Origin of the sequence: Paenibacillus sp. RS8, from assembly GCF_041956825.1 — a bacterium.
Lineage (GTDB): Bacteria > Bacillota > Bacilli > Paenibacillales > Paenibacillaceae > Paenibacillus_AQ.
Map to the genome: position 1 here is coordinate 1438612 of NZ_CP168131.1, position 25491 is coordinate 1464102.

Below are 25491 nucleotides of genomic sequence, written 5' to 3' on the forward strand. Positions count from 1 at the left end.
CTCCCAGATCGTAAGAATATCAAATAATATTTGCCTACTGATGTCGATCAGCATGACAAATATATATTCGTACTCTTCTGTCCTTTTGCCTGAGATTGTGAACCCTTCGGCGCCGCGGAATTTCCCCGGTCTCTCCAGAAGCTGCTCCAGCTAAAGTGTAATCCTTAGCCATCATAGCTCGTGAATTATGAAGTTGATAAAGCGGTAACGCAGTAAAGCTGTTCTGATATTCTAACATATTACTTCTGATGTGAGTGTTAATCTGTGATAAAAGTCTCAAGAATTTAAAGTAAGCCTCATGAACATACTACTTTTTGAAAAACAAAAAGCTAAAGGAGTATGCTAATGAAAGCCGCTGTAGTAAAACAATTTAAAGAAAAGTTAGAACTACAAGACGTACCTAAACCAAAACCCGGACACAAAGAAATTCTTGTCCACATTCAGGCGTGCGGAGTGTGTCATACTGATTTGCATGCTGCTCATGGCGATTGGCCTGTCAAACCGAAACTCCCTCTTATTCCCGGACATGAAGGCGTTGGGATTATTGAAGAAATAGGTGAAGGAGTTACACACTTAAAGGTAGGGGACCGAGTAGGAATTCCGTGGCTGTATTCTGCTTGCGGTCATTGCGAATATTGTCTCACAGGAAGAGAGACCCTTTGTCTGGATCAGCAAAATTCCGGATATTCCGTAAATGGCGGATATGCAGAATATTGTGTAGCAGCTGCCGATTATGTAGTGAAGGTTCCTGATAATCTAAGTTTCATCGAAGCGGCACCTTTATTTTGCGCTGGCGTTACGACCTATAAAGCTTTGAAAGTATCAGGTGTAAAGCCAGGTGAATGGGTAGCCATTTTCGGCGTCGGAGGATTGGGTCATCTAGGTGTACAATATGCAAAAGTAATGGGAATGAATGTAGTGGCCATCGACACTTCAGATGAAAAGATGGAGCTTGCCAAACAGCTTGGCGCAGACAAAACCGTAAACGCATTAAAAGAAGATGCGGCAGTCTGGATTCAAAAAGAAATCGGCGGAGTGCATGGTGTCGTTTGTACGGCGGTTGCAAAAAAAGCATTCGACCAAGCCTACCGGGCCATTCGTCGCGGCGGTACCTGCGTCATGGTTGGGCTGCCCCCTGAATCCATGGATGTTCCGATCTTTGATACGGTATTAAACGGTACAAAGGTAGTCGGTTCGATTGTCGGCACTCGCAAAGATTTGCAAGAAACATTGCAATTCGCTGCAGAAGGAAAAATCAAAACCATTATTGAGACACGTAAATTAGAAGATATTAATGAGATCTACGATCTGATGTTAGAAGGCAAAATCAATGGTCGAATCGTCCTTGATATGACGAAATGACCCGAAAGAAAACACACTCGAAAAGTGTTGCTTTTCGGGTTTTTTTATGGCTAAAATTTGTCATACGGTTCACCTTAACATCTATAGAGCAAAAGCTTGATTGGAACATTGATTTTCATTCATTCGAGAAAAGAGGTGTTGATTCCTTACTTGCGGAATATCCTGTTGCAGATACATAGTCAAATATTTCACTTATTGAAATACCATTTCCAAAAATGTTGACATGTGCACATGTATGCATATAATGAATTAAGGGGGTTGGGCTATGGGATTAAACCTTGATCCAAATAAATGTAAAAAACTGATCGAAGATAATATTGATATTGAGTTTTTCCGAGCAGTATTTGATCCAGTGCGGAGTGAGTTATTGATTTTTCTTTCAGCTAATGGTGAAATGACTATCGGTGGTATTGCAGAACATTTTCCACAGAATCGTTCAGTTATCTCTCGGCATCTTGACTTCATGAGTCGTTTTGACATTGTTCAAAGAAGAAAAGATGGGCGAGAAGTTTATTACAAAACTAATAATGATTTCATTGTAGATAAATTTGAACAAACAGCTAACAATATGAAAGCACTCATGAATTTGATATAATGCAGTGCTTTTTATTTTAATTTATACATGCATTTGTACACACATATACATGAAAGGGGCATTTATTTTGATAAAAACAAAAAGAAAATGGTGGGTTTTAGCCACAGTTAGTTTAACCGTATTTATGGCAATGTTAGATATTACAATTGTTAATGTTGCATTACCAGAAATACAACAAGCTTTTTTATCGAGTTTTTCAAATCTACAATGGGTGTTGAATGCCTATACTTTAGTTTATGCTGCGATGTTGTTGCCAGTTTCAAAATTAGGAGACATTATCGGACGTAAAAAAGTCTTTTTATTAGGATTGGGTATTTTTGTGATTGGCTCTTTAGCCAGTGGATTAGCAAACAGTGATATTTGGTTAAATATCTTCCGTGGATTTCAAGGAATTGGTGGAGCAGCTATGATGTCATTATCATTAACGATAGTTACTTCTTCGTTTCCTGAAAAACAAAGAGGACTTGCACTAGGCATTTGGAGTAGTGCCGTTGGGCTTGCTATTGCCGGTGGTCCTTTGATTGGTGGGGCTTTGGTTGATAGTTTTGGTTGGCGGTCTATTTTTCTAGTTAACATTCCTGTTGGGATTGTAGCAATTTTATTGGGAATATTTGCTATTAAGGAAAGTGAAACAAACAAAAATGGAAAAATTGATATTTGGGGACTGATTTTCAGCACAGCCATGATTTTTACGATGATTTTTGCCCTAATTCAAAAGACGATGAATGGAGACTACGCATGGACTGATTGGCACATTTTAAGTCTACTTGGATTATCACTTATTTTACTTATAGCTTTTATCGTTACCGAAAGAAAGGTCACACAGCCAATGATTGAATTATCTATTTTTAGAAATTGGTCATTCAATGGAGCTAATATTGCAGCTTTTGTATTAGGTGCTGGACTATACGGGGGTTTCACTTACTTAACCATTCTTATGCAAAATTACATGGGTTATTCAGCTTTTGATACAGGGGTAAAAATGTTACTCATTAGTGGTTTCACGATAGTTCTTGGTCCGATTGCAGGAATTATCTCAGGAAAAATTGGTGATCGTTGGTTAATTAGTGGAGCACTACTTATCGGTGCAATCGGAATATTTGTTATGCGTTATATGATCAAAGTTCCGTTTGAATGGAGCTATCTGATGCCTGGTTTTATTCTTTTAGGTATTAGTAATGCTCTAGTCAATCCACCTATTACAAATGCTGCAATGGGTTCAGTTGATAAAAAGTATGTAGGTATGGCTTCTGGTATCTTAAATGTCTTTAGACAAGTGGGAATCTCCTTTGGTGTTGTATTGCTAGGAATTAAATTAACGGAAGGTTATAACGATTCGTTGAACACTAATATCATGAATTTAGCCGATATTCCTACCGAGTTTAGAAATCAAATGCTGGATGTTTTCCATAAAGCTGGAGCTTTTGCAGGTTCACAAATTTTTGATAGCAAGCAAGCTGAAACATTTAAAGCTATGCCAGCTTTTGATGAAATGAAGACGCTCGTTTTTAATGCTTTTAATTCAGGTATGCAAAATGTAACACTATTGATTGGTATCTTCTTATTAATTGGTACATTCGCAAGTGCAATTTTGATTAAAAATAAAAAGAATACACAGAACGAGAATTAATATTCTTACCAGTTATTTATCTCCCCAACGGCTAGGTCGCGTGAGCGAGTGACCGCCAAATAGGCATCCGCAACACTAACGTGCTGAGTGCCTTTCTTACACGATGGTTCGGAGACAGAACCCCGAGCAACATATAGACTGCGGTGACGAAGTACAGCGCAGTCTATGCCCCTGACGCAAGGTTCACCTGTTACCTTTAGACATAACAGTGACATAGACTACAGAATGAAAAGTGGTAAACCCAAAGAATTTGCCCTACTTGTGATACGGTTCACCACAGCACATCTAAATGAAGTTTAAATAAACAAATAAGGCTTCCTTTATAAAGGGAGCCTTATTTGTTTTCTATTCTATTCTATTAGACTCCTTGGGAAACTTCTCTATATCTTTCTCTATTAGCAATTAACTATTCTTTTATAGGAGAAATTTTTACCAACTATATTTCGGCGTCAATAGTGCAGATTTTATCAAAAAAGTTAATCAATGCAATAATTATTGCAACCTAGTATCCCACATACCGCAAAAGGCATCTACCGGACTTGTGCCCTTAAACTCTGATCTACCCATCAATTTATCAACTAACGCATGTAATACATGATCATTTGAGCTATAAGTATTAATAAATGTCCTAACTCTTGGTACATCTAAAAGATGATAAGGGTTTTCTACAGAAATAAAAATAGTTGGAACAGCTGACATATAAACAGGAACATTAGCACCCATAGGCTGGGCCCATTCTATACGTACTGTGGTTTGATTGCTTTTTGTTGCCATGTTGGCTAAATATATTATCAGGTCATATTTCTCAGCAATGTCTTTGTAACTACTAGCTAAACCTTCAAAGCCTGGACTTGGTTCAAATACGTCTATGTCGAAGCCTTCCTCTACTAAAAGATTTCTAACCTTTTCAGCAATTCCAGCTCTAACCGAGTACGCTATACCTTGTTGACTCTCTATATCGTAATACAATACCTTCTTATATTTTTTGGGACTTATAGGTAATACTCCTTCTTCCTCTTTTACTAATGTGATTGCTTTATCTGCACATTCAGCTGCCCAAGCACTATGTTCTTCCGTAGCAATCCCCTGTAATGCCTCTTCCAGCGTAGGTATTAGCTTTCCTTCCGCTTGTTTTTTATGAAGTTTTAATGCCGCTTTAAGAGCAATTATCTTTGTTACAGCCTCGTTTAATCTTTCCTTTGTAATAATTCCTTCCTGCACGCCTCTTCTCATATATTCATAATCTTCGTCTATGTTCTTTGTAAATAGGAACATATCACAACCAGCAGCAATAGCCTGTGGTACCACCTTATCTCTTGTCATTGGAATTACCATACCAGCCATTGATGATGCATCTGTTACCACTAGCCCATTGAAACCTAATTGTTCTTTTAATAGCTTCGTTACTAATTCATAAGATAGTGTAGCAGGTAAAATATCCTTGTCTTCTATTTGTGGATTAAGTTTCTTAGTATATGCAGGCTGCATAATATGACCGACCATAACAGTCATAGCACCTGCTTCAATGCAAGCTTTGTAGGCAGCCCCATAGGTTTTATCCCAATCTTCACAGGACATGGAATTTACAGAGGTAACTAAATGCTGATCTCTCTCATCCATACCATCACCTGGGAAATGCTTTATTGAGGCAGCTACACCATATTCTTGAACACCCTTTACATATTGAACCCCCATACGGCGAACTCTGTCTGGATCTGAACCAAGAGTACGTGTATTTGTTATCGGATTTCTGAAATTATAATCAATATCAATAATTGGTGCAAAAGCCCAGTTAGCTCCAACTGCTGAACCTTCACGACCAGCAACAACGCCAAGCTTATACGCCATTCCATCATCATCAGTAGCAGCAACCTGCATCTGAGATCCTATCATTGTTCCTTCTTGTACAATACCATTACTACCGCTTTCTAAGTTTGCTGAAATCAGCATAGGAATTTTTGAATTTTCTTGAAGAATACGTACTGTATTAACAACCTCAGCTGCTGGCATAGGTCTACACATCAACCCGCTAGGCATATACTTTGAAGCTAGATTTTTTATATTTTCCTCATCATCAGAATAAGCAACTAAACAAAATAACTGACATATTTTTTCATCCTCTGTCATGGAAGCTATTGTTTTCTCTACCCATTGAATATCCTCATCATTCAAATTAAATGGCTTTTCTCTTAAATTCATCATTTTTAACCTTCCTTTTGTTAATCTTTTAGTAATTCATCGATTGATATTAAAGATAAATCCTTGATTCTATATTTTGCATTTAAACAGTTCGCTGCAAATCCTACTCCTACAGCTTTCATACCTCCAGCATTTGCTGCCTCAATGCCAGCATCAGCATCTTCAATGACAACGCATTCAAAAGCATCCATTCCTAATTTTGCTGCTGCTAACAGAAAAACCTCAGGATGTGGTTTGCTATATTTTATTTCATTTCCATCTGCTACGGCATCAAAATAGCCGTCAAGTTTGATTCTTTCCAGTATAAAGGGTGTATTTTTACTAGAAGATCCAATAGCTATCTTTATACCTAATTCCTTCAATGCCTTTAACACATTCATGACCCCGGGCAGAATATCCATTTCTGACAATGTATTAAGTAGATTTCTATAATAATTGTTTTTCCTTTCAGCCAGATCCTCTTTTTTTTGTAAAGTATAAAGCGTTTCTGACCTTTCCAAAATAATCTCCAGGCTCTCCATTCTGCTCACTCCACGGAGCCGTTCATTTATTTTTTTATCAAAATATATTCCTTCGTCCTCGGCCATTTGTTTCCAAGCTTCATAATGAAACTCATCAGTTGAAACAATGACCCCATCTAAATCAAAAATTACAGCTCTCTTACTCATATTTTCTCCAATTATGCCTATAGTTTATTGTGTTACATAGAGACTTCCTGCATATCGGTTAACTTATTTGTTTCCAATACTCTTTCATGCTTCAATCTTTTACCTATTTCTGGTATAGGCATAATTGTTAACATACCTATAATGGGCATAAGCGCAAGGAATATGAAAAAGAAGTTCCAGCCTCCTATTGCAAGAAGCAGTGGTCCTATTGCTGGCACTATAGATTGTGGCAAAGTATTGGCAACGTTCATGATTCCAAAGTCTTTAGCAGTATCCTCTTTATTAGGCAGCACGCGGGCAACCATAGCCGTATCAACAGCCATAAAGCAACCTCCGCCTATAGCACACACAATAGCAGCCACATAAAAGGCATTAACATTTGGTATAAGGTATAATAAAATACCAATTGCTAGAATTACACTAGAAATATAAAGGAATATTTTTTGTTTTCTGACTTTGTCTGATAAAACACCACCGAAAAGGCTGGCAATAACAGTGAAAATATTACCGAAAATCATGATATTAGCATAAGTTGATGTAATTTGTGCCGAATCCATATGCATACGAGCACCTAGCATTATTGTTAAATAGAACATGCTGCAATATCCAAGCATAAGTAGGAACTTTGAAAATAAAGCCCATGTAAACTCAGGGAATTTTTTTGGACTTGGATAAATCTTTGTTATTTTTTCAACGAAGGATCCAGTACTATTGTTATTCTTTTTAACGAATTCTACCTTGCCTTCTTTTATCAGGAACAAGCTGATGACCGGTCCAATAATACCAATAGCAGCAAACGTTGCGAACTTAACGAAATCAGTTGTATTGTTCAAGATTTGAATCAATATCATTCCTAGAGTCAAAAACAGAGGCATTAATATACCGAATATACCAGACATGGTACCTCTTTTGGATTCTTCTACTTGATCAGGAATTAAAGCCGTATAAGCTGCCCAGCTGAAATTAAAGAAAAACTGTGCTGCTGACCATCCTATCACGACTCCTAAAACCGTTTTCGCGTAATAAATATACATGATGCATAATGAACCTAACAGTGAACCAAGCAAAATCCAAAGACGACGTCTTCCAAATGACACGGTGCTTCGGTCACTTATGGCACCACCAATTGGATTACTGATCAAGGCAAAGAATGCACTTATTCCTGCTACCAGACCATAGGATGCAGCGTAACCCTCAGGATGGATAGCCATAACCTTGATTGGAATCAATAGTGCACCAGTGGTCAAGAAGCCCATGAGCATTAGCCCAAAACCAATTGAAATACCCGCAGCTAATCGCGTAAAAGGTGTTTTAATTGTTCCCATGATATTTCCCCCCTTTTTAGTTGTATATATTTTGCTTCTTTTTCTTAATGCTGAACGTCCTGAGCGAATAACTCTGCAAGATTGATAGGACCACATACCTCATTAAATAAATTTATCAATTCATCATCATAATTTTGAAGAACCTTGCAATCTCGGTCAAAAATCATGGTAGGTTCGTCCTCTGGTTTCACATCTGGCCACTCAGGTAGCCCTGGGTGATTTGGATTACCGGTTTGTGCAAAATGGATGACTGCTTGAAATATCTTTTCTTCCAGTTCATCTGAAATACCATCCATATTACAGATTTCAACTTTATCTGTATTATGGAAGACAAAAGGAATGTCTGAACAATGCCATGCTGCCTTTCCATGAGCAATCGGGAATTCCAGAGTGAAATTATACAAGAAAGCAGGAGCCTTTCCTCCTTCTGCCAAAAGTTTAGCCAGTTCTTTAGAAAGCGGTCGGAAAATTCTATCAAGCGACAATAAATCGACCGCTTTTTTTTCAGGATAAGCTTTTGCAAACAACTCCATAAGCACCTGTGTATGCTCACCAAATTTCTTGCTAAGCATTTCTACTTCTTGATCATCAGAAAGCTCATATTTATTAACAGTTGCTAGATTAAATGCAAACTCACCAAATACAGACCCTACTATTAATGGAATGGTTTTTGCGTGTTCGGTAAAGCCATGTATAAGAGGTTCTCCAAAATAAAACTCATTTTTAAGTGGTGCACAGCCCATATAGCCACCCTTTTGCATAATGGCTGGAGATACTTTTCCATAGACTTTTACCAGTTCACTGTAAGGAAGTGTCTCTAAAGCTTCCACGTCCTTTTCTGCAAGTCCCAATTCTTCAAGCATTGCTGTTACAATCATTCTTCCATCACCATTTGGTTGAGGTATTAGCTTACCATCGGAAATACCACTCATAACAATTCCCTTATGGAAAAGTCCATCGGCAGCCGATATCTGCATAAGACCAGTAACTTTCATACCACCACCAGATTGCCCAAACAATGTAACGTTTTCAGGGTCTCCGCCAAATTGAGCTATATTTTCGTGAACCCATTTCAAAGCTGCTACAAGATCAGCATGACCAGCATTTGCTGAATTTTTATATTTCTCTCCAAAAGGTGAAAAATCCATATATCCAAGGATGTTTAAACGGTGATTCACACTCACTACTACTGCATCACCAAGTTGACTCATATTAAAACCGTCATATGCTACCTGTTCAATGGATGATCCAGCAGTAAAGCCACCGCCGTGGAGCCATACTAAAACTGGTTTTTTAGCATCTTTATCAAGAACTTTCGACCAGATATTAAGATTCTGGCAATTTTCATCCATAGGCCAGTAACGGTGGGGCACCATCAGTTCTCCACTTGGACGTTCCTGTTGCATCAAAGGACACACATATCCATATGATGTTGCATCTTTGATACCTTCCCATGGAGTTACTTCCTCTGGCATTTGAAACCTTTTTGCCTGTGCATAAGGAATTCCTTTGAAAATATGAACTCCATCATAAAAATAACCTTTTAGTTGACCTGCTTTTGTCTGAATAACAGGTACTTCATCAAATACAAATTTTTTGGCCATCTTTTTTCACTCCAATGTTATGTTTTTATGCGCGGTCAAAGATCGAACTTATTTCTTCGCGGCCTACGTAATGGCGTACGTACTTGCCCTCTAATTACTGAATCAGCCATTGTAACAACCCTCTGTTTTTATAGAAAGCGATTACATAAATATTATAAAATAAACCGTCCCTCATAAGAGAGACGGTTTGTTATGGTCTTTTGAGTCTATTTTTAACATGTTTTTGTAAGCGTTTTATATCCTGATGTTTAATTAGAATAAAAATTGACTTATCTACTCGTACACAAATAACAACTCAGTTAGCTCAACCCCATGCGGATCTAATGTAGAGACAAATGTCATGCCACCCTCAATCTCTAGAGATTGAACATGCCTTCGGGGGTGAGAGTTATCTTTAAGATACGCAACATCCTCTTTTGTTAACGAATCTGGTGCCCCCATCTCCACCCATTTATCATAGCTGCTGCCATGTCGGCGGCTAATAGTGTGGGTGATTACTTTGTACTTTCCATTCGGCAGGTCCTTCAAGTCCAAAATAAACTTAAGCGTCTTCTCATCCTTGAATCCGTTATAACGGCTCTTCTCATTAATGAAGGACGTATCTCCTAGTGCATACAGATCATCGAAATGACAATAATTGTACGTCAATATTTGATATCCCCCTTCTCCTGCTGTCACCGTGTATCCATCCCCTTGAGTAATCAACCGATTTCCTAGCTTAGCAAGAAGCTGGTAAGCATACATGGCAGATTTCGGAATACCATGTTGTGCAATCAAACCCAGCCCTCCGTGGAACAGCTGAGCTGATGCCGCAGTTTCCTCGATATTGTCGCTGAGGACCCAGTATCCGAACCCATCAATACGATCCAGATTCTCTACAATATTTTTGACAATATAGGCAGCCTTATATAGGGTATCATTCGTTAGTTCACGATGGTACGCTGTCGAATTCCATTCGGTAAGATATACTTCACGACCAGAAAGATCTTGCTCGTCCAATCTCTTTAGTTCCTTATTCAACATGTCTTTGAGATAATCCGGATTCGGAGATATCCCCTGAAATTCCTCTAATAACTTCCGGTATGGATCAAGCTTATAGAACTCTTCAAAATGCTTTGTTTGAACAATGTTTTCCAGATTGTCATGCGGGTAGAAATGAATCGGAATAAAATCGGGAAGGCAGCTGCGTTCCCTGCAGAATGCGAAGAATTTCTGACTGAACTGGCCCGAATGAAGCGTAATGATACAACCGGGGGCGCCGATTTGGAGCTCAGTAGAGATGCTCTTCATTGTCTCATAGGTTCTCAGATACAAATCCATATATTCGGCATCCGATCCTGACCAGAATGCTTCAAGCTCGGGTTCATTCCAGAACTCAAACTTCCAGCTCTCTACTTCTGTCTTTCCATAACGACTTATGCAGTGACGTATGAACACTTCGATAAGCTGACACCAACGATCTATGGATCTAGGTGGACTTATATAGCTAACCTTATAAAATATCGTCTTACTCCGATCAGATGCAAGTGCCGAAGGCATGAAACCCAGCTCCACGAACGGTTTAAGTCCAATGGACAGCAGGAAGTCGAACAATTGATCTACAAACCTGAAATTATAAACAGGCTGTCCATTCTCATCTTCCTTATAGACCATCATGGCATCATCAAAAATACCATGGAAGCGCAAGTAGCGAAAACGACAGTATTGCTGAACATACCTTAAATGCTGCTGGACGTCAGCATGCAGACCTTCCTTGGCCTTGCCAATTGTAATCAAGTTATTCCAAGTATGTCTAAGTGAGCTGCCTGCTACAGATAGATCTACCACGTTAGAGATACACTCCAACGATTCTACCTGTTCCAATTCATTCGATTGGCTGCGTTTTAAATACTTATTAATGATCCCGAGTGCGCTGGACTGGTTAAAAGCAAGATAGTTCGATGAAGACTTCTCCTTTTTCTCATGTAGATCGGGTCGATACTGCCTGCGGTATTCATTAGGCGTCATATGATATCTGTTCTTGAATGCAGCATAAAACGACTTAGCATTCGGAAATCCGTGGGTTTGAGCTAGATCAGCGATCGACATATCATCTTGATGTAGTAGATCCTCCACAGTGTTCTTCAGACGAATGCTTGTAACATACGATTGAAAGTTAAGCCCGATGTTCTCACTAAAGAACTTGGATAGATAGGGCACAGACAAATATTCCCGCTCAGCAAGAGTCTGTAAGGAAATAGCTTCCTTATAATGGTCATCAATATAAGAGATGATGCGCAGCATGCGCTCCATGTATTTCTCATTCATTGCGCCGCTTGCCACCTGAACCTTGAATTGTTTTATAAGTGTAGTGAAGACACCTAGCATACGGACTTGCATTTCAAGCTCGTAGGCTTCTCCCCTCTTATACTTGAGTAGTACTATCTCTGCAAGCAGCTGACGCATATGATTCATCGCTGACCTCTTATCCGATCCCGCTGTACCTGAATGACAATCGAAGTTAAGGCTCTCTATACCAGCTATGTGCTCTTTCAGATAAGAAACTGGGATCAGGAAGGTAGCGATAATGTTCATGTCCAGACCTATGACCTCATGCACATGGCACTGATTAATCAGTAGGACATCCCCTTCCATGAGAGAATGGTTCTGGCTCCCTACAGTCACTTCTAAATGACCGCTTAGAACAAAGATGATCTCAACACTGTTGTGCCAATGACTGGGCACATAATTAACACTATGTAGCGATACGTCAAACGGAAGCGTATCATTCGTCTCTATCAACTCAAAAATGGAATTGGTCAATACCACACCCCCGTAGTGTATGATAATCAATGATCACGAGAATCTAGGTTGTCATACATTTCTGAAACCAATTAATTAAGCACATTCGAGATCAAAATTCATAAATTAAAACTCGCCTTCACGCAAACTTTTAGAGATGCGACAGATAATCTCAATCATCCCTACTTACGGTGTTTTAAAGGATGAATTTAGTGTATCTTTTATAAATATCTACTGCAAATTTCGCTCTATTTATGATACGGTTCACCTTACACGTTATAACGGCTAATTTAACATTAGTTTCGTGATGTCCTTTATGTTCGTATAGAACATACAATGCAAAAGCCCTATTGAAGTAGTTACGTCAATAGGGCTTTTAAGCATTAATTTGTTATTTTAATCTTTTATTTTTATCAATTGGTAATAACCTAACGTAACCATTGCCAAAATCCTCGGTAATTAGGTTTTCCCTTAGATCAACTGTACCATTTTTAATCATTCTTTCATGTCGATTATCTCCAGAAAAAGGGTTAGCTAGTTGATGTCTGGACTTAATCTTGTTTTTTAATACAATTTTGGCCATTTCGACACAACCTCCTTTTATAAGATGTCGACACTAAGAAATTCACTTTTTAGGATTTTCATGTTCATAAATCAAACTGGTTACCTTTTTGAAAGCTTCTTGAATGCTATTATAACCATTCGAGTTCCATTTTGATACATTTGTTGTTTTCAGTGTAGCCTTACTGTATTGCTTACCTTCAATCTTCCACTGACTATTAGTTGCAACTACTTGTATATATTTTATCGTTTTGTCCTCTTCAAGACTCCAAACATACGTTCCACCAAGTGCATCTTCAGTGTATTTCCAATCTAGATTTTTGTCAATCTTACTCAAATCATTGAGCAGAGCCAGAACGGTATCATATCTATCTTTAGGATTGACCGCCAAAGCTTTTTTTATAACATTTTGTATGGATTTCGGTATATGTGGTAAGTACTTATTCCTGTCAGGAAAGGTCCCAGCAAGAACATCACTTTGTTTGGCTGTTCTTAATTGATTAGCAAATTCAGCGTTACCATTGCACATTCGATAAATTGTTAATCCACAATGATAGATATCATGATAAACATCAAGTGATCCAACATTATATGACTCTGGCGCCCTGTGAGGTGGATATAATAAGTCAGGTTGAGCAAACCCATATTCGTTAATATATTTAGCTAAACCAAAATCAGTTAACAATGCTGTATTAGAATCACTGATAAGAATATTAGTAGGTTTAATATCAAAATGAAGCAACCCTTTAGTATGGATGTAATGGACCCCACTTAAAAACTCAAGTGAGTATGTAATGATTTCCCTGACACTCAAGTATCTTTTGTTCATTAGTGAGTTAATAGACCCATTCTTATACATCGGCATTGAAAGATAAATGAATTTGTCGTCTTCACAGGAATAATTCATTTCAACAATATTAGGGTGTGTAGATGCGTATAGAATCTTAGCCTCTGAAAAATAGTCCGTTATGTTTAGATCAGCAAGCTTTTTCTTCTCAATTGATTTAACGACGATCTCGGCATTTAATTGTATATCCTCTGCAATAAAGACTTCAGAGTTTCTACCTTCTCCCCCTATGTCTTGTTTCCTTATGAACGTTAATCTTGTCTCTACTCGCATATTATTCCCCTTTTATGCATTTAATGCAGCGATAGCGGATAAAGTGCTTTCACGCTGTTCTGTTTTCATCTTATCCCAGTTTTCAATTTCAAGTTCTTCACAATCACCTTTTTGATCAATCCATTTTGTGATTTCTGTAACTTTTACACCTATGTGCTTTGCCAAGGTGTTTTTGGTTCCTAAGAAATATCCCTCAATAGAAGAATTGGCCAATAATTCTTGAATGACACCTTCTATATATATCCGCTCTAAACTTATATTTCGTGAATTACCCTCAAAAATACGTATACCTGCCCTTTTCACATTGTATTCAGCTATTATTGAAATAAAGGTCGTCCTGATAAATGTTAACCTTTTGGGGACATCCATTGCTTTAGGAACGATAACTGTATCATTCGCTTTCATTGTGGCCCCCCCCTCTTCGTCTTGTTCCAATATCGTGTAATAAATAACTTGCGGAGAAACCCTAATTCCAATCGAAACCAATTAAAAACACCTCTTCTAAGTAAGAAAATATCTATAATTATACTCCTTGCCGCGTCCTAATAGATAGTATATTTTTCCACTATCGATTTGGTTGGGATTACCAAGCACTGAGAATTGTAACTACTTCCCTATCAAAGACCTATTTCTAATTAATGTTGACTTAGCTCATCCAGGCCCTCAACAGCATTGTCCTCGATGGATCATAAGCCTGGTTCCTTATCTCCATCTGCTCCGTTGATTGCAAAGTAGCGAAAACAGCAGGTGACATGAGGACGCAGCGAGACTTCGCAACAAAATCTTTGATGAAAACAAGTTCTAGCCATTCTTAACTACTAAAGGGTAAGCTAAAAGGCCCTCTGTAATCTCACAGAAAGGCCTCTTAACATTAAAAATTATACCATTCTACCGCCTTTTAAATTAATTGCACTCTTGGCTAGTTGCCTTATATCCGTTAAATATTCGTAAGATATAGCAGTCGCAGCCTCTCCCGGAATTGGTGCAGCCTGTTCATAAATTCTCTCCATGTGATATATCCGTTCAGTTGTAGAGCCCCTCCCACTCAAATCATATGCATTAGCCCATGGAGACAACCGATCAATCCATAAGCGTTGAGTAGTAAGGTCAAACAACTTCGAGTGAATCTCTCGAGCGATTCGATCAACCGCTTCCTTCTTTTCCTCATCAGATATATTCCCAGGAACCCAACGGACCGGCTGGTTCAGATAAACCCTTATATGCTCCATCAATCGATCCTTAAGTTCTGAAACGGGGCGAAGATTATCATATTCGCCATCATCGTATTTGTAAGCAAGTCGACGTGACAAAGCCTTTATTCGCGTCCAATGCTGAGTGGGCTCATTTGATGAGTTTGCTTTTCCAAAACGCCCCTTCCATATATCATGGTACTTTTTCGTAGCGTTCTGAACTGCAATGATCAAATTCGCCTCATCGTAGTAAGGAATACCATCAGATACTTTTTCTACAAAGATACTTGTTTCCAAGGCTGCAACTAAACTTTTAAGTTGCTCCAGAGTATGGCTATCTTTTTCTTGCATAACTTGATCTAAATTTGCCAAATAATACGAGCGCTCAGATAATAACATATCCAGATTGACTGCGGCCTCATAGCCCAATGTTTCCCTTATGTTGGAAACAACTTGGTTTAGCGAAGCCCCGACGTGGTTAATACGTTTTTTTCTAGTAGGCAAGTTGTCACCTTTAAGTTCATCAAGGTGAGTAAAACAGATACGTAACTTGGAGATATGACCACTAGCTACAAGTTCCTTAATTACTGAAAATGAGGCTGTTTGCATTGGCTGTTTGGAACTATCTACAAGTAAAATTGCATCACAGAAATCAAACTTTCTTGAGGTTTGGGAGGGTAAGCTACTTGCTGCTGAAACTGTATGACCTATACCTTGACCATCGATCAAGACTAATCTTGGAACTACATTGTTATACCATTTTGGCATAAATGGCCCCTTCACTCTAATGCCTTGGACTAGAGGGGTTAACAACTTTCCGAATTGAGGTGCATAGTTACTGGATAGTCTCCTTACATTTTCAATGAATGCATCCCTGTCCTTCGTGTGATACTTCCACGTCACCGGCCACTGATCGCCGTCCCGCTTTAAATCTCCTTCTTTTAGCAACTTGAATCGCTCTGCCATTTCATCGAGTATTTCATCAACTAAAGAATGAAACTCTTTTTTTTGCCTAAGCTCTTCATCAAAAATCTCTTCAAAAGCAGTTTTATCCTCCGAATTAAGAGAATCCGGGTTGATGTTGAGATCCTTTACCAATTGCTCTTTTACTTTTATGCTTACAGAACCAAGCTCTTTCACTTGGGCTAAGTATCCTTTTATTACAGTTAAGAAATTAACTTTTTCTTCAGAAGTTACTCGGTGCTCGTCTTGAATATAATCCCTGTCTTCTTCCTCTTCGTCTTGCTCATCATCATCTAGATCTAAATTGGGGTCTCCCAGTACATAAAAGAACCGAAATCGTTGTTCACTATGCTCAAGCAATCGTGTAGAGACGGTATCGTCATCCATCCCGTTTACCTTAGCTAAAACTGCTGCCATCACGCAATCTTCGAGGTGTAATCTTATTTCCCGTTGTTCGAAGAAAGTAACTATTGCTTCATAATCACCGTGAGAACAAATAACCTCTATATCAGAAACTGTAGTTTTGTTCGGCGATGTAGATGGAAATCGATCCTTTTTGGGGTCAGAACCTATCAATTGACGAAGTAATGTAGTTTTTCCTGCCCCAGTCGTACCTACAAGAAGTATCTTTGCATAGTCCTGTTCTGCACCTGGCAGAGGTAAATAAGATTCTCTAAGGCTGAAGTAATCAGTATTCTGAGGTTCTAAGCAATCATAAAATGCAGCCACAATCTTTTCATCGAAACGTAACAGAACAAATTGTTTTGCACTGAGATCCCAGAGTGAGCTGTCATTCAAAATTTCATTCATTTGGTCAACCAGCCGTTGTGCTTCGTTCTCATCCGTTGTACCCAATCCTCTTCTAATCCGGAGTCCAACCTTACCTGTCGGGTCTTTACGGACTGGATGTCTAAATACAATTGACCACGATTGCCTTCCTACACCCTTAACCTTGCTTGCCGAATAACGCATCAACACACCTCCATTAGTATTCCCACGCATTCAAGTTGTGTTCCTGAGTATGTTTATCTGTATCCCATTGTTGCACAGCCGATGGTGCGTGTCAAGAATAATCTTCCAGTTAATCTAATGAATCGTGTGATGTGAAATAGAGATTAAATAGTAACTGAGATACACAGATTTCCGACCTCTCGCTTCAGCTGGCCAGCAAAAGACCCTTCTGCATGGGTCACAGAAGGGTCAGCGTTTAAAAAATGGTGTACCGTATTCTCATCGAAGTTCATATCGATTTGGTCGATGGTTTTTGAATCCTTGATTGTAATTTGCTTGATGACCAAATGCATTAAGGTCTTTCGTTGGTCAAAGGATGACGAGTCCAGTAGCTTATCGAACTTGTTTAGAAGAGCGCGGACAACTTCGTAGGAGACGGGCTCCGCATGGTCGTCTTTCATTTCAGCAGCCAGCTCCGCCTTTTTGAGATGTAGTCGTTCCAGTTCTTCACCAATGTCATCAAGCCGCTTGGAGAACATCGTCTTATCTAAACCGTTCATTTCGTACATGTCAAAATACTTTCGCCGCTTCCCCTCCAGCTCTGTTATCTTAACCAAAATATGCTCAAGTTCCTGCTGGAGGGGTTTGATACGCTTCGTTTTCCTTTCATTAATATTTTTCACGATGGCCTTCAGAATTTGAGGCTTTGCTAATACTTCTTTAAGCCGTTCGATTACATAATTCTCTGCCTCCAGCTTCCGAATGCTGTTGGCGCTGCATACCTTGCTCCCCTTGTTACGGAAGTTGCTACAAGAGTAGTATAGACGCATGACCTTACTACCGTCCTTCTTACGATTCTGAGTCCGATTAGCTACCATCGGCGCTCCGCACTTTGGACAGCGGATGAGCCAGGTTAGCAGGAACTCGCCATCGAACCGCTTTAGGGAGACCACTGATTTTTTCTTACGTAAATACTGCACTTTGTTCCATAATTCTTCCGAAACAATAGCGGGATGAATCCCATCAAAAGTCTCCAGTATGGTGTTAAGGCCCTTACGCCTTTTCTCACTCCAGTTTTCATACCTTCCATAACGTATCCTTCCAACAAAGAATGGATTGTCCAGAATCTCCTTCACACCGCTGATGGAGAAGGCTCCACCAGATCGAGTAACATACCCTCATGGTTGAGTTCGTTCGCGATCGACTTAAATCCTCGTCCGGTAGCGAATCGTTCAAATATCTTGAGAATAATGACTTCTTCCTCAGGAACAATCTCTACTTTTGATTCCCGACTCCGAACGCCATCCACGATCTCCTCTACACTTCGATACCCTAGCGGTAGCTTACCATTGTGCTTCCCTGTCCTAGCACGTTGTTTGTGACCCATCTTAACATTGTCAACTATGGTATCCCGTTCAAGCTGTCCTACAGCCCCCATGATATGCAACATGAATTTGCCGTGTGACGTTGAGGTGTCGAACTGTTCAGTCATGGACATAAACGCAACGTTATTTTTATTCAGTATATTGACGATTTGTGAAAGATGCTCAGCATTTCTCGCCAATCTATTAAACTTCCACACCAAGACGGTATCAAATAAATTATTTTTAGCATCCTGAAGCATCTGCTGCAGCTCGAAGCGGTTATCCATGCTCTTACCACTGATACCTCTATCAACGTACTCGCGGTAGATTTCATAGTTATAGAGCTTAGAGTAGTCTGTCAGCGTTTTGAGTTGTGCATCGATGGAATAACCATGCTCAGCTTGCTCCTCCGTGCTTACACGGACGTATATAGCAACACGACGCACCTTATCCGAAGTCATTAGCATGAGAATGTTCGCTCTAGTTCCAGCACGACTTGGCCTTGATTTAAACGGATTGGCTGTTGGTTTTGCATTATAATTCCTCCGTGTCATTTGTGAGTAGTATATGATTTAACGATGCGCTCCCATGTAAGACAGCTTTTGATATATCCTTGTCAGGGGGGAGCGTGATTTTATCAAATAAGCTCTTAAACAGCTTTTTTTGCTGTTCATGCGGGGAGGTTTGGACCATAGCCCACAAATTATTCAGTGCGGTAAGAATCTTATTGCTATCTACCAGTTGTATCTGTTGATTAGCTAATTTTTCTTCAACACCTCGTAGGGCCTCTTGCATAACAGCCTTCTGCTCTTCGAGTTCCTTAAGCCTCGTGACTAGGACCTCCTGAGGAATATGCTCCCCTTCAAATAACTCAAAGCATCTCTGCTGCCGCTGATCAAATGCAGCCAACTCCTTAGTCAGACCTCTCTTTTCATCCTCAAGAGGTTTACGGCTTAGATCCCGCTTATCGTTCACTGCCGAGATGATTTGATTCAGCAAAGGGGGTTTAGTCACAAGCTCCTGCATTTGTTGAGAGAACCAGCAATCCATATCATCTGCACGAATCGCGTTTAAGCTACACGCTGCGGAGCCCTTACTCCTATAGATCGAGCACACATAGTAGTAGTTCTTCCGAATTGTCCCGTTTTTGTTATAGCTCTTCGTGTGTGCCGCAACCATGCTGCACCCGCACCCAGGACATTTGAGCAATCCTGACAATGGAAAATGCCGTTTGATCATCTTCGATGGTGGGTTCGATCGACTTCGTAGCTTGGCTTGGACTTGCTCCCACAGTTCCAAAGCTATGATTGCTTCTTGTTCACCCTCCACCAGTTGTACCTCAGCCCCTGTATGGCGCTGGCTTGTACCAATGCGTATTTTGCCGATGTAGTTGGGATTAGTTAGGATGCCTCTCACCGCTGCGATGCCAAAAGCTAGGCCTTTCTTGGTCCGATAGCTTGCAGCATTTAGTCGATTGGTGATTGCCTTGTACCCTAATCCATCTGCATACATGGTAAAAATAGTTCGGACTAGCTCAGCCTCAGGTTCCACAACTTCAAGCTGTTGCTGTCCAGGGTCAGGATTTTTATGCCACCGGTAACCGAGCACCATATTCCCGCTATTCCAGCATCCCTGCCGATTGCGCTCTTGTACAGCTAAACGGACATTGTCACAAATCTGTTCCCGTTCTAACTCAGCAATAGCACTCAGCACCTGTACGACAAAGCTGCCCATCGTCGTATCTGTATTAATATCTTCTGTCACGCTCTTTATTCCGACATCGCTCTTATTAAGAGTTTTCACCATTTGCAGTAAGTCACTATGGTTGCGCGAAAGCCGATTAAGCTTCCAGACTAAGACATTTTGAAAATATCCCTGCTGCGCATCCACAAGTAACTGCTGCAAAAGGGGTCTACCCTGAATCGACTTTGCTGATTTTCCTGCATCTATATACGATTTGTATATCGTTAGATTGTGCCGTAAACAGTATGCCTTTAGCATATCCATCTGACCATCTATGCTGTAACCATCCACCTGCTCATCTGTGGAGACCCGAATGTAGAGGGCTACTGTTGATTCCATTAGGTTGACCTCCTATTCTCAGGCGACCATTTGGTAGTCTGCTGTCCCAAGAAGTTGTGAGGTCAGTTCATGGTTGGCCAGTTCTTCCATTTTCAGCAATTCGATCGGTTCCAACCAGAGCATAACTTCTGCGCGGTATGATACTCTTCTTTCTTGCTTGGAAATGTAGTTGATGACCATATCCGAGAGCAAATCAATAGCGGATTCAAATTCGTACTGTACATTGAAGTCCTCGCTCATAGCTTTTCCCCCTTCAAAGTATGCCTGCCCTTTACAAACAGGCTTGTTCAATCTATTTTTGATTCCTACTACTTTTGATAATTTCGATAGTTATTTGAAGCGCTACGATAATGAGATTAATAACCCTTGGATTCATCTGTCCCACCCTCTCAATATTCTGATGATAAGAGCATCGTCACGTACTCGTCGCTATCAATTATCCACACGGTAATACCATGCAGAGGCTTATTAATGCCAGGATAACTATAGGTCTTTGTACGTTCCGGTTGCTCTTGAGAGTGGAGGATCTGTTGAACCCTATGACTTCCCTCGTTCTCAGTGGTCAAATCAAATACTTGAAGGTAGTCCATCTGTACGTTGCTTAGGATTTGTTCATCCAGTAACGCCCATAGAATCAGTTGCAGTTCAGGGTTGAGCTCATTCTTTACGCCTCGCGTTACGTATCGCTGGGAATCAAATGTATAAGACATCTACATCAGTCCCCTTTCCTTCATGCTTGTAAATTGAATACCTTCTCCAAGAATCAGGTGGTCGAGTAGATCAATGCCAAGTAGGCAACCGCTATCCCGTAGTCGCTCTGTAATCTCAATGTCCTCTGGGCTAGGATCTGGCTGACCTGACGGATGATTATGGCAGGCTATGATGGAAGCTGAGTTGGCTAAGATCGCAAGCTTAAAAGTCTCCCTGGGATGAACAATTGAGGCATTAAGCGACCCGTAGGATACTTGATGCATAGCAGTTGGCTCATTTTTAGTGTTGAGGCAAAGGATACAGAAGGATTCCCGATCACAATCACCGATGAATTGGCGGAACAAGTCAACCGCATCTTGAGGTGAGCGAATCACACGATTGGGATAGAGCAGCGATGTTTTTTCACGTACCATTCGTAGAGAAATAACCTCAATACGCTTAGCTGGTTTAGGCTTAGAGTTAATCATTCGAAGTCCTCCTTAGCCAGGCATCCAGATCGCTCCGCAAACCACTGTTCCAGCTCTGGCTTTAAAGCGCCCCTAAGCGCGTATATCAGCAGAAAATACTCGTTGTCGGGCATTAGGCAGGCTCGGTACATACAAACTCCATCGAGCAGTTCTACCAGTTCCACGTACTCTGGAGTCGAATTCAGCAGGTCCAGACCGTGGGAACCAACTAATAGACTCTCGTTGCCTTCTTTAGATTCCAATACGGCCATACTGTACCCGTGGGTTTCCATTGAGTACGGCTGTTCTTCATCATAATGGAGCGCCGTTTGCAATACTTCATATTCGGTTCTTAGGTATCCTTTCACAACAGCAGGAAACTGGTCGCTTTCGAGCAGTATGCCAATATGTTCGTAACTCGTAATGGTATGCATTGAACTCATCTCCTATAGAAGTTTTCCTGAAAGAATCAGGATTCTATAGGAATAATATAAGTTTATAACTTCTTTATTTACGGTCATTATGATTCAATCACATTGGAAAAACTTCATCGACATAGCACCAAGTTTGACCTGAGGCTAATTCTTTATGCTGGATTCTGATGTAACAATCCTTATCAATCAAAAGATTGCTATCAAAATGATCGGGCACATAGTCTAGTAATGAGTGTAGTACAGCGGCTAGTCGACAGTTTTCACGGTAAGGAAGAAAATATCTCTCCCTTACCGTTCGAAGGTACAGACCAACCGCTGCCTGATAAATGATAACCAATTGATCGTATAGATTATCCCCAACCCTCACTGCACGATCAACATAGACGGTATCAATAACCGCTTGATATATACCTTCGGAAATATAACTACCATTAGATTGATTGAGTCGTAATTTAGGCATGGATTAATCCTCAAGACCTTCTAATTCTTCATCTTCGAAAAGACGTTCGACATCAGAAGAAGATGGGGTCTTTATCCCCGACCTTTTGGCAAGCACAGTTGCAATACCAGCTGAGAGCGGGGATTTCATCCTTTTCATTGTTTTAGTAGTGTGTGAATCTACTGGAGGCAAGGTTACCGGTGACGCAATTTGACTCGGTGAAATTATTTCCTCATCATAACTGGGAGGCAAAACCGCTTTAACGCCATTCCAAGGCTTTCCATCAGAAAGTTGTCTCCGTTCGATTACAACTCGGCATTCCAGACCAACGAGAACGTCAGTGTTTAATTCTTCAGGCACTTCTTCTAGAAAGACATCCAGTACACTATAGAGCCTACTTCCCTCGAAAAAGTCAGCATCGTACCTTTCACTGACCATTTGCTTTGTGCCGTTACAATCAATTTCATAAGAAATTCTTAACTTATTCTTAGGTCCATTTATGGTTGGGACGTTAGGGAGCAAGAATGTACTTCTTACCATACCGTTATATATCCCCTCTGCTATGGATTCAGTTAACGGTGCTTGTTTTTTTATAATTGCCATTGAAATCATCCTCTTTTCGATATGAGTGTAAAAAAAGTGTGGAGCAAGTGATGCAAAAATAAAAATTTCATTGATATCTATGAAAAAGTGTAAAAGTGTAAAGTGAATTGAAATCTATCGCATTTCTTTTCTGTTGAGATAGCTTGGGAGAGAAGATAAATAAGAACAAGTTCTCCTTCCGTTACACTACACTTTTACACTTTTCCTTGTGGGGCAAGGTTTTTCATTCCGCTGCTTACCACTTAATCAACACTTACAGTACAAAATACTAGTGAAATCGTAATGATGTACAGCTACTTCCATTTCAAGCCCTTGAAGCGGTAGTTACCATTAAACTGCTTCTCTTCGTGTGGTAATCCCAATTCTGCTAGTACTGTTTTAAACAGCGGCCAAAACATTTGAGCAGACATTCTCAATAGCTCATCTTCGCCGTTGTCCAAACACCAAGCTTTCAGTGTTTGGCGTATTTCACTTCGAAACAGTCCTTCTTTATTTGAGCCAGAATCGATAAACTCTGTTATAAAAACTTGTAATGGGTTCTGCTCTTGCTTATAGCGTCGTAAAAGAGCCCTTGACCTTTCAGAGTCAGTAAAGATAAAGTTATTTTCTCTTAATCGCTCTAAACCATCGAGGGCCCAGTTAAGAATACCTGGTAGCTCAGCTTCTAGTTTTTCAATTAATCTTAAATCCTGCTCTTCATCAGGAATTTCGAGATCAAAAGGAATTAGCTGTAATCTTCGGTACAGCCCATGTGAATGATCTGTAGTCCGAGGTAGGGCATTTACTGAAAATAGGAATTTGCAGGTCGGTGTAAAGCTGTATGGCATTTCAAATTTGCGCTCTACGATAACATCATCACCAGCTACAAGCTGCTTGAACTTCTCACTTTGAAGTCCCCGCTGACCAACTTCATTTTCAGATGCAATATTTACAGCTTTCCCTACGAGATTGGCAATTCGAAAGCGATCACCGAAATCGTTCAGCGTAAGGTTGGAAACGTTCCGCTGACCTACCAGTCGAGTGATTATCTTTGTCAAAACGCCCTTTCCATTAGATCCGCCACCAACGAAAAAGAATGCTTTTTGAATTTGAGTCTCTGATGAAAGAATATATCCGACAACTTCTTGCAGAAGAGAAATTAAGTCCTCATCATGCAGCATAATCTCGGTAATGAACTGATTAAATCGCTTTGCTTCTTCCTGAGGGGCATACTCTAAATCTAACTGTACGGTAGAGTAGTATTTAGGAGAATGAGGTATCAACTTACCTGTTAGCATGTTCAACATCCCATTCTTTAAATTAATAAGATGCTTGAATGAATCCAAAGATTCCACTTGAGGCGTCTCAAGTTTGAGCACCTGCAAGTACTCTCGGCTAAAATTGGTCTGGTATATATTTTTTTTAGCCTCATGAATAATTTGCCGAGTAATCCGGAGCAAATCATCTTCACAAATATCCAGATATTTTCCTGATTTTCGAAAAATATAATAGGCACCTTTGTGACGTACAAGGTTTACTCGCGATAGGAAATAAGCAGTGAAGATGTTAGCATTAAAGCGAATTTTTCCGTTAGCGTCATAATGAAAGCCACGCTCTTCAAGCCTACTTACTTCATCACCTTCTAAGGGATTTAAACCTAATGGAACGGTGCAATCTTCTAGAGTAATTTGAGATGTTTGATTCATGAAGTTTGATCTCACCTCCTTTCGTTGGAGAAGAGATTACCTATCGGTACAACTGTTGTAGCTGCAAATAGCATCATAATTAAAGTGGCAACAATGTACCAACACTATTTGCAGCGATTTTAGTGAAGAATAGATCTGAGAAAGAATCACTCAACCCATTCTTTTTGTACTTATTGAAAAATTAAATTCAAAAAGCAGGAATGCAGTTCTTTACGCGCCAAACAGTTAACAACGGTTCGTTATTCTCGGTAAGAAAACGTACAGAATACCATGTGCCTATATTAATATTTGATCGAATAAATCTTTCATTTGTTCGATATAATGCCTTAGAAATGGCTCTGTTAACCTCCAGTTCCATAACCAGAAGAAGACTTTCTAATTCGGTCAACTCGTCTTTGACATACCAGTGTTTTGCAGTAGCTTTTATTGCTGAATCAGCCGCCACTCGCACTCGATTGAATTTAGCTAAGTCACCTACAATTAGCTCAGGAATCTTGAATTTCACTCTGTAAAGTCCAAAGATTCCATCTGGCTCTGTATCTATTCCTTCTACTTGAATCATAGAAGTCTCTGCAAATCGAGTGGGAGGGAACTGGCTTACCTCCTCCACGTAGCTTTCTACGAAATGATCCTTGTACCTTAGTAACGTCCGTTCTTTTTTTTCAAATATCGGGAGTTCCTTTGAGAGTTTGTCTAAATTGATGCATTCGTTAACTACTTCCTTGGTTAATTCAAAAGTAGTAATGCCGCTAACATTCATTTTGTGCATAGTTAAACC

At 39.9% G+C, this 25491-nt stretch carries 23 protein-coding genes and 1 riboswitch; of the genes, 3 read left to right on the forward strand and 20 right to left on the reverse strand.

The window, feature by feature from the left end; translation table 11 throughout:
- Positions 1-67: 67 nt before the first annotated feature.
- Positions 68-148: riboswitch (glycine riboswitch) on the reverse strand.
- Between the two features lie 197 nt (positions 149-345).
- The 3 genes from adhP (at position 346) to ACDZ28_RS07680 (ending at position 3587) form a co-directional block, all read left to right on the forward strand.
- Complete coding sequence (gene adhP, locus ACDZ28_RS07670) at positions 346-1362, forward strand: alcohol dehydrogenase AdhP (protein ID WP_042131662.1); 1017 nt, start codon at positions 346-348, stop codon at positions 1360-1362.
- A 265-nt stretch (positions 1363-1627) separates the two neighbouring features.
- On the forward strand, positions 1628-1957 hold the full coding sequence (locus tag ACDZ28_RS07675; protein ID WP_339244116.1) for a metalloregulator ArsR/SmtB family transcription factor: 330 nt from the start codon (positions 1628-1630) through the stop codon (positions 1955-1957).
- 67 nt (positions 1958-2024) lie between these two features.
- Positions 2025-3587 (forward strand): MFS transporter, encoded by a 1563-nt coding sequence (locus ACDZ28_RS07680; RefSeq protein ID WP_375104382.1) that lies wholly within the window; start codon positions 2025-2027, stop codon positions 3585-3587.
- Between the two features lie 492 nt (positions 3588-4079).
- Here the strand turns inward: ACDZ28_RS07680 and ACDZ28_RS07685 are convergent, their stop codons facing one another.
- The 20 genes from ACDZ28_RS07685 to ACDZ28_RS07780 all read right to left on the reverse strand — a co-directional run bounded on the left by ACDZ28_RS07685 (position 4080) and on the right by ACDZ28_RS07780 (position 25482).
- Entirely contained in the window at positions 4080-5789 is a 1710-nt protein-coding gene (locus tag ACDZ28_RS07685; RefSeq protein ID WP_375104383.1) for a glycoside hydrolase family 3 protein, read from the reverse strand.
- 17 nt (positions 5790-5806) lie between these two features.
- Positions 5807-6454, reverse strand: coding sequence for a beta-phosphoglucomutase (gene pgmB / locus ACDZ28_RS07690; RefSeq protein WP_375104384.1), 648 nt, complete (start codon positions 6452-6454; stop codon positions 5807-5809).
- A gap of 32 nt (positions 6455-6486) precedes the next feature.
- Positions 6487-7779, reverse strand: coding sequence for an MFS transporter (locus ACDZ28_RS07695; RefSeq protein WP_375104385.1), 1293 nt, complete (start codon positions 7777-7779; stop codon positions 6487-6489).
- Positions 7780-7823: 44 nt separating this feature from the next.
- Positions 7824-9383, reverse strand: coding sequence for a carboxylesterase/lipase family protein (locus ACDZ28_RS07700; protein ID WP_375104386.1), 1560 nt, complete (start codon positions 9381-9383; stop codon positions 7824-7826).
- Between the two features lie 273 nt (positions 9384-9656).
- The gene (locus ACDZ28_RS07705; RefSeq protein ID WP_375104387.1) at positions 9657-12191 is read right to left on the reverse strand and encodes a helix-turn-helix domain-containing protein; all 2535 of its coding nucleotides are present in this window, start codon (positions 12189-12191) and stop codon (positions 9657-9659) included.
- A gap of 364 nt (positions 12192-12555) precedes the next feature.
- Positions 12556-12747, reverse strand: a complete 192-nt coding sequence (locus ACDZ28_RS07710; protein ID WP_375104388.1) for a hypothetical protein — start codon at positions 12745-12747, stop codon at positions 12556-12558.
- A 42-nt stretch (positions 12748-12789) separates the two neighbouring features.
- The gene (locus tag ACDZ28_RS07715; RefSeq protein WP_375104389.1) at positions 12790-13845 is read right to left on the reverse strand and encodes a serine/threonine-protein kinase; all 1056 of its coding nucleotides are present in this window, start codon (positions 13843-13845) and stop codon (positions 12790-12792) included.
- A 12-nt stretch (positions 13846-13857) separates the two neighbouring features.
- On the reverse strand, positions 13858-14250 hold the full coding sequence (locus tag ACDZ28_RS07720) for a hypothetical protein (RefSeq protein WP_375104390.1): 393 nt from the start codon (positions 14248-14250) through the stop codon (positions 13858-13860).
- A 473-nt stretch (positions 14251-14723) separates the two neighbouring features.
- Positions 14724-16970 (reverse strand): Rab family GTPase, encoded by a 2247-nt coding sequence (locus ACDZ28_RS07725; protein WP_375104391.1) that lies wholly within the window; start codon positions 16968-16970, stop codon positions 14724-14726.
- 143 nt (positions 16971-17113) lie between these two features.
- The gene (locus ACDZ28_RS07730; RefSeq protein WP_375104392.1) at positions 17114-18085 is read right to left on the reverse strand and encodes a recombinase zinc beta ribbon domain-containing protein; all 972 of its coding nucleotides are present in this window, start codon (positions 18083-18085) and stop codon (positions 17114-17116) included.
- Positions 18082-18867, reverse strand: coding sequence for a recombinase family protein (locus tag ACDZ28_RS07735; RefSeq protein ID WP_375104393.1), 786 nt, complete (start codon positions 18865-18867; stop codon positions 18082-18084). Before ACDZ28_RS07735 ends, ACDZ28_RS07730 begins: the two co-directional genes overlap by 4 nt.
- Entirely contained in the window at positions 18848-20395 is a 1548-nt protein-coding gene (locus ACDZ28_RS07740) for a recombinase family protein (protein WP_375104394.1), read from the reverse strand. Before ACDZ28_RS07740 ends, ACDZ28_RS07735 begins: the two co-directional genes overlap by 20 nt.
- Positions 20396-20413: 18 nt before the next feature.
- Positions 20414-20635 carry a hypothetical protein gene (locus ACDZ28_RS07745; RefSeq protein ID WP_375104395.1) on the reverse strand — a complete coding sequence of 74 codons (222 nt, stop codon included), beginning with the start codon at positions 20633-20635 and terminating at the stop codon, positions 20414-20416.
- Between the two features lie 149 nt (positions 20636-20784).
- The gene (locus ACDZ28_RS07750) at positions 20785-21105 is read right to left on the reverse strand and encodes a DUF960 family protein (RefSeq protein WP_375104396.1); all 321 of its coding nucleotides are present in this window, start codon (positions 21103-21105) and stop codon (positions 20785-20787) included.
- Positions 21106-21573, reverse strand: coding sequence for a RadC family protein (locus tag ACDZ28_RS07755; protein ID WP_375104397.1), 468 nt, complete (start codon positions 21571-21573; stop codon positions 21106-21108). It abuts the gene before it with no gap.
- Positions 21570-21986, reverse strand: a complete 417-nt coding sequence (locus tag ACDZ28_RS07760) for a hypothetical protein (protein WP_375104398.1) — start codon at positions 21984-21986, stop codon at positions 21570-21572. Before ACDZ28_RS07760 ends, ACDZ28_RS07755 begins: the two co-directional genes overlap by 4 nt.
- A 97-nt stretch (positions 21987-22083) precedes the next feature.
- Positions 22084-22446, reverse strand: coding sequence for a hypothetical protein (locus ACDZ28_RS07765; RefSeq protein ID WP_375104399.1), 363 nt, complete (start codon positions 22444-22446; stop codon positions 22084-22086).
- Positions 22447-22449: 3 nt separating this feature from the next.
- The gene (locus ACDZ28_RS07770) at positions 22450-23028 is read right to left on the reverse strand and encodes a hypothetical protein (RefSeq protein ID WP_375104400.1); all 579 of its coding nucleotides are present in this window, start codon (positions 23026-23028) and stop codon (positions 22450-22452) included.
- Positions 23029-23321: 293 nt separating this feature from the next.
- Positions 23322-24713 (reverse strand): phage/plasmid primase, P4 family, encoded by a 1392-nt coding sequence (locus ACDZ28_RS07775; protein WP_375104401.1) that lies wholly within the window; start codon positions 24711-24713, stop codon positions 23322-23324.
- A 187-nt stretch (positions 24714-24900) separates the two neighbouring features.
- Positions 24901-25482, reverse strand: coding sequence for a hypothetical protein (locus ACDZ28_RS07780; protein ID WP_375104402.1), 582 nt, complete (start codon positions 25480-25482; stop codon positions 24901-24903).
- Between the last annotated feature and the right edge of the window lie 9 nt (positions 25483-25491).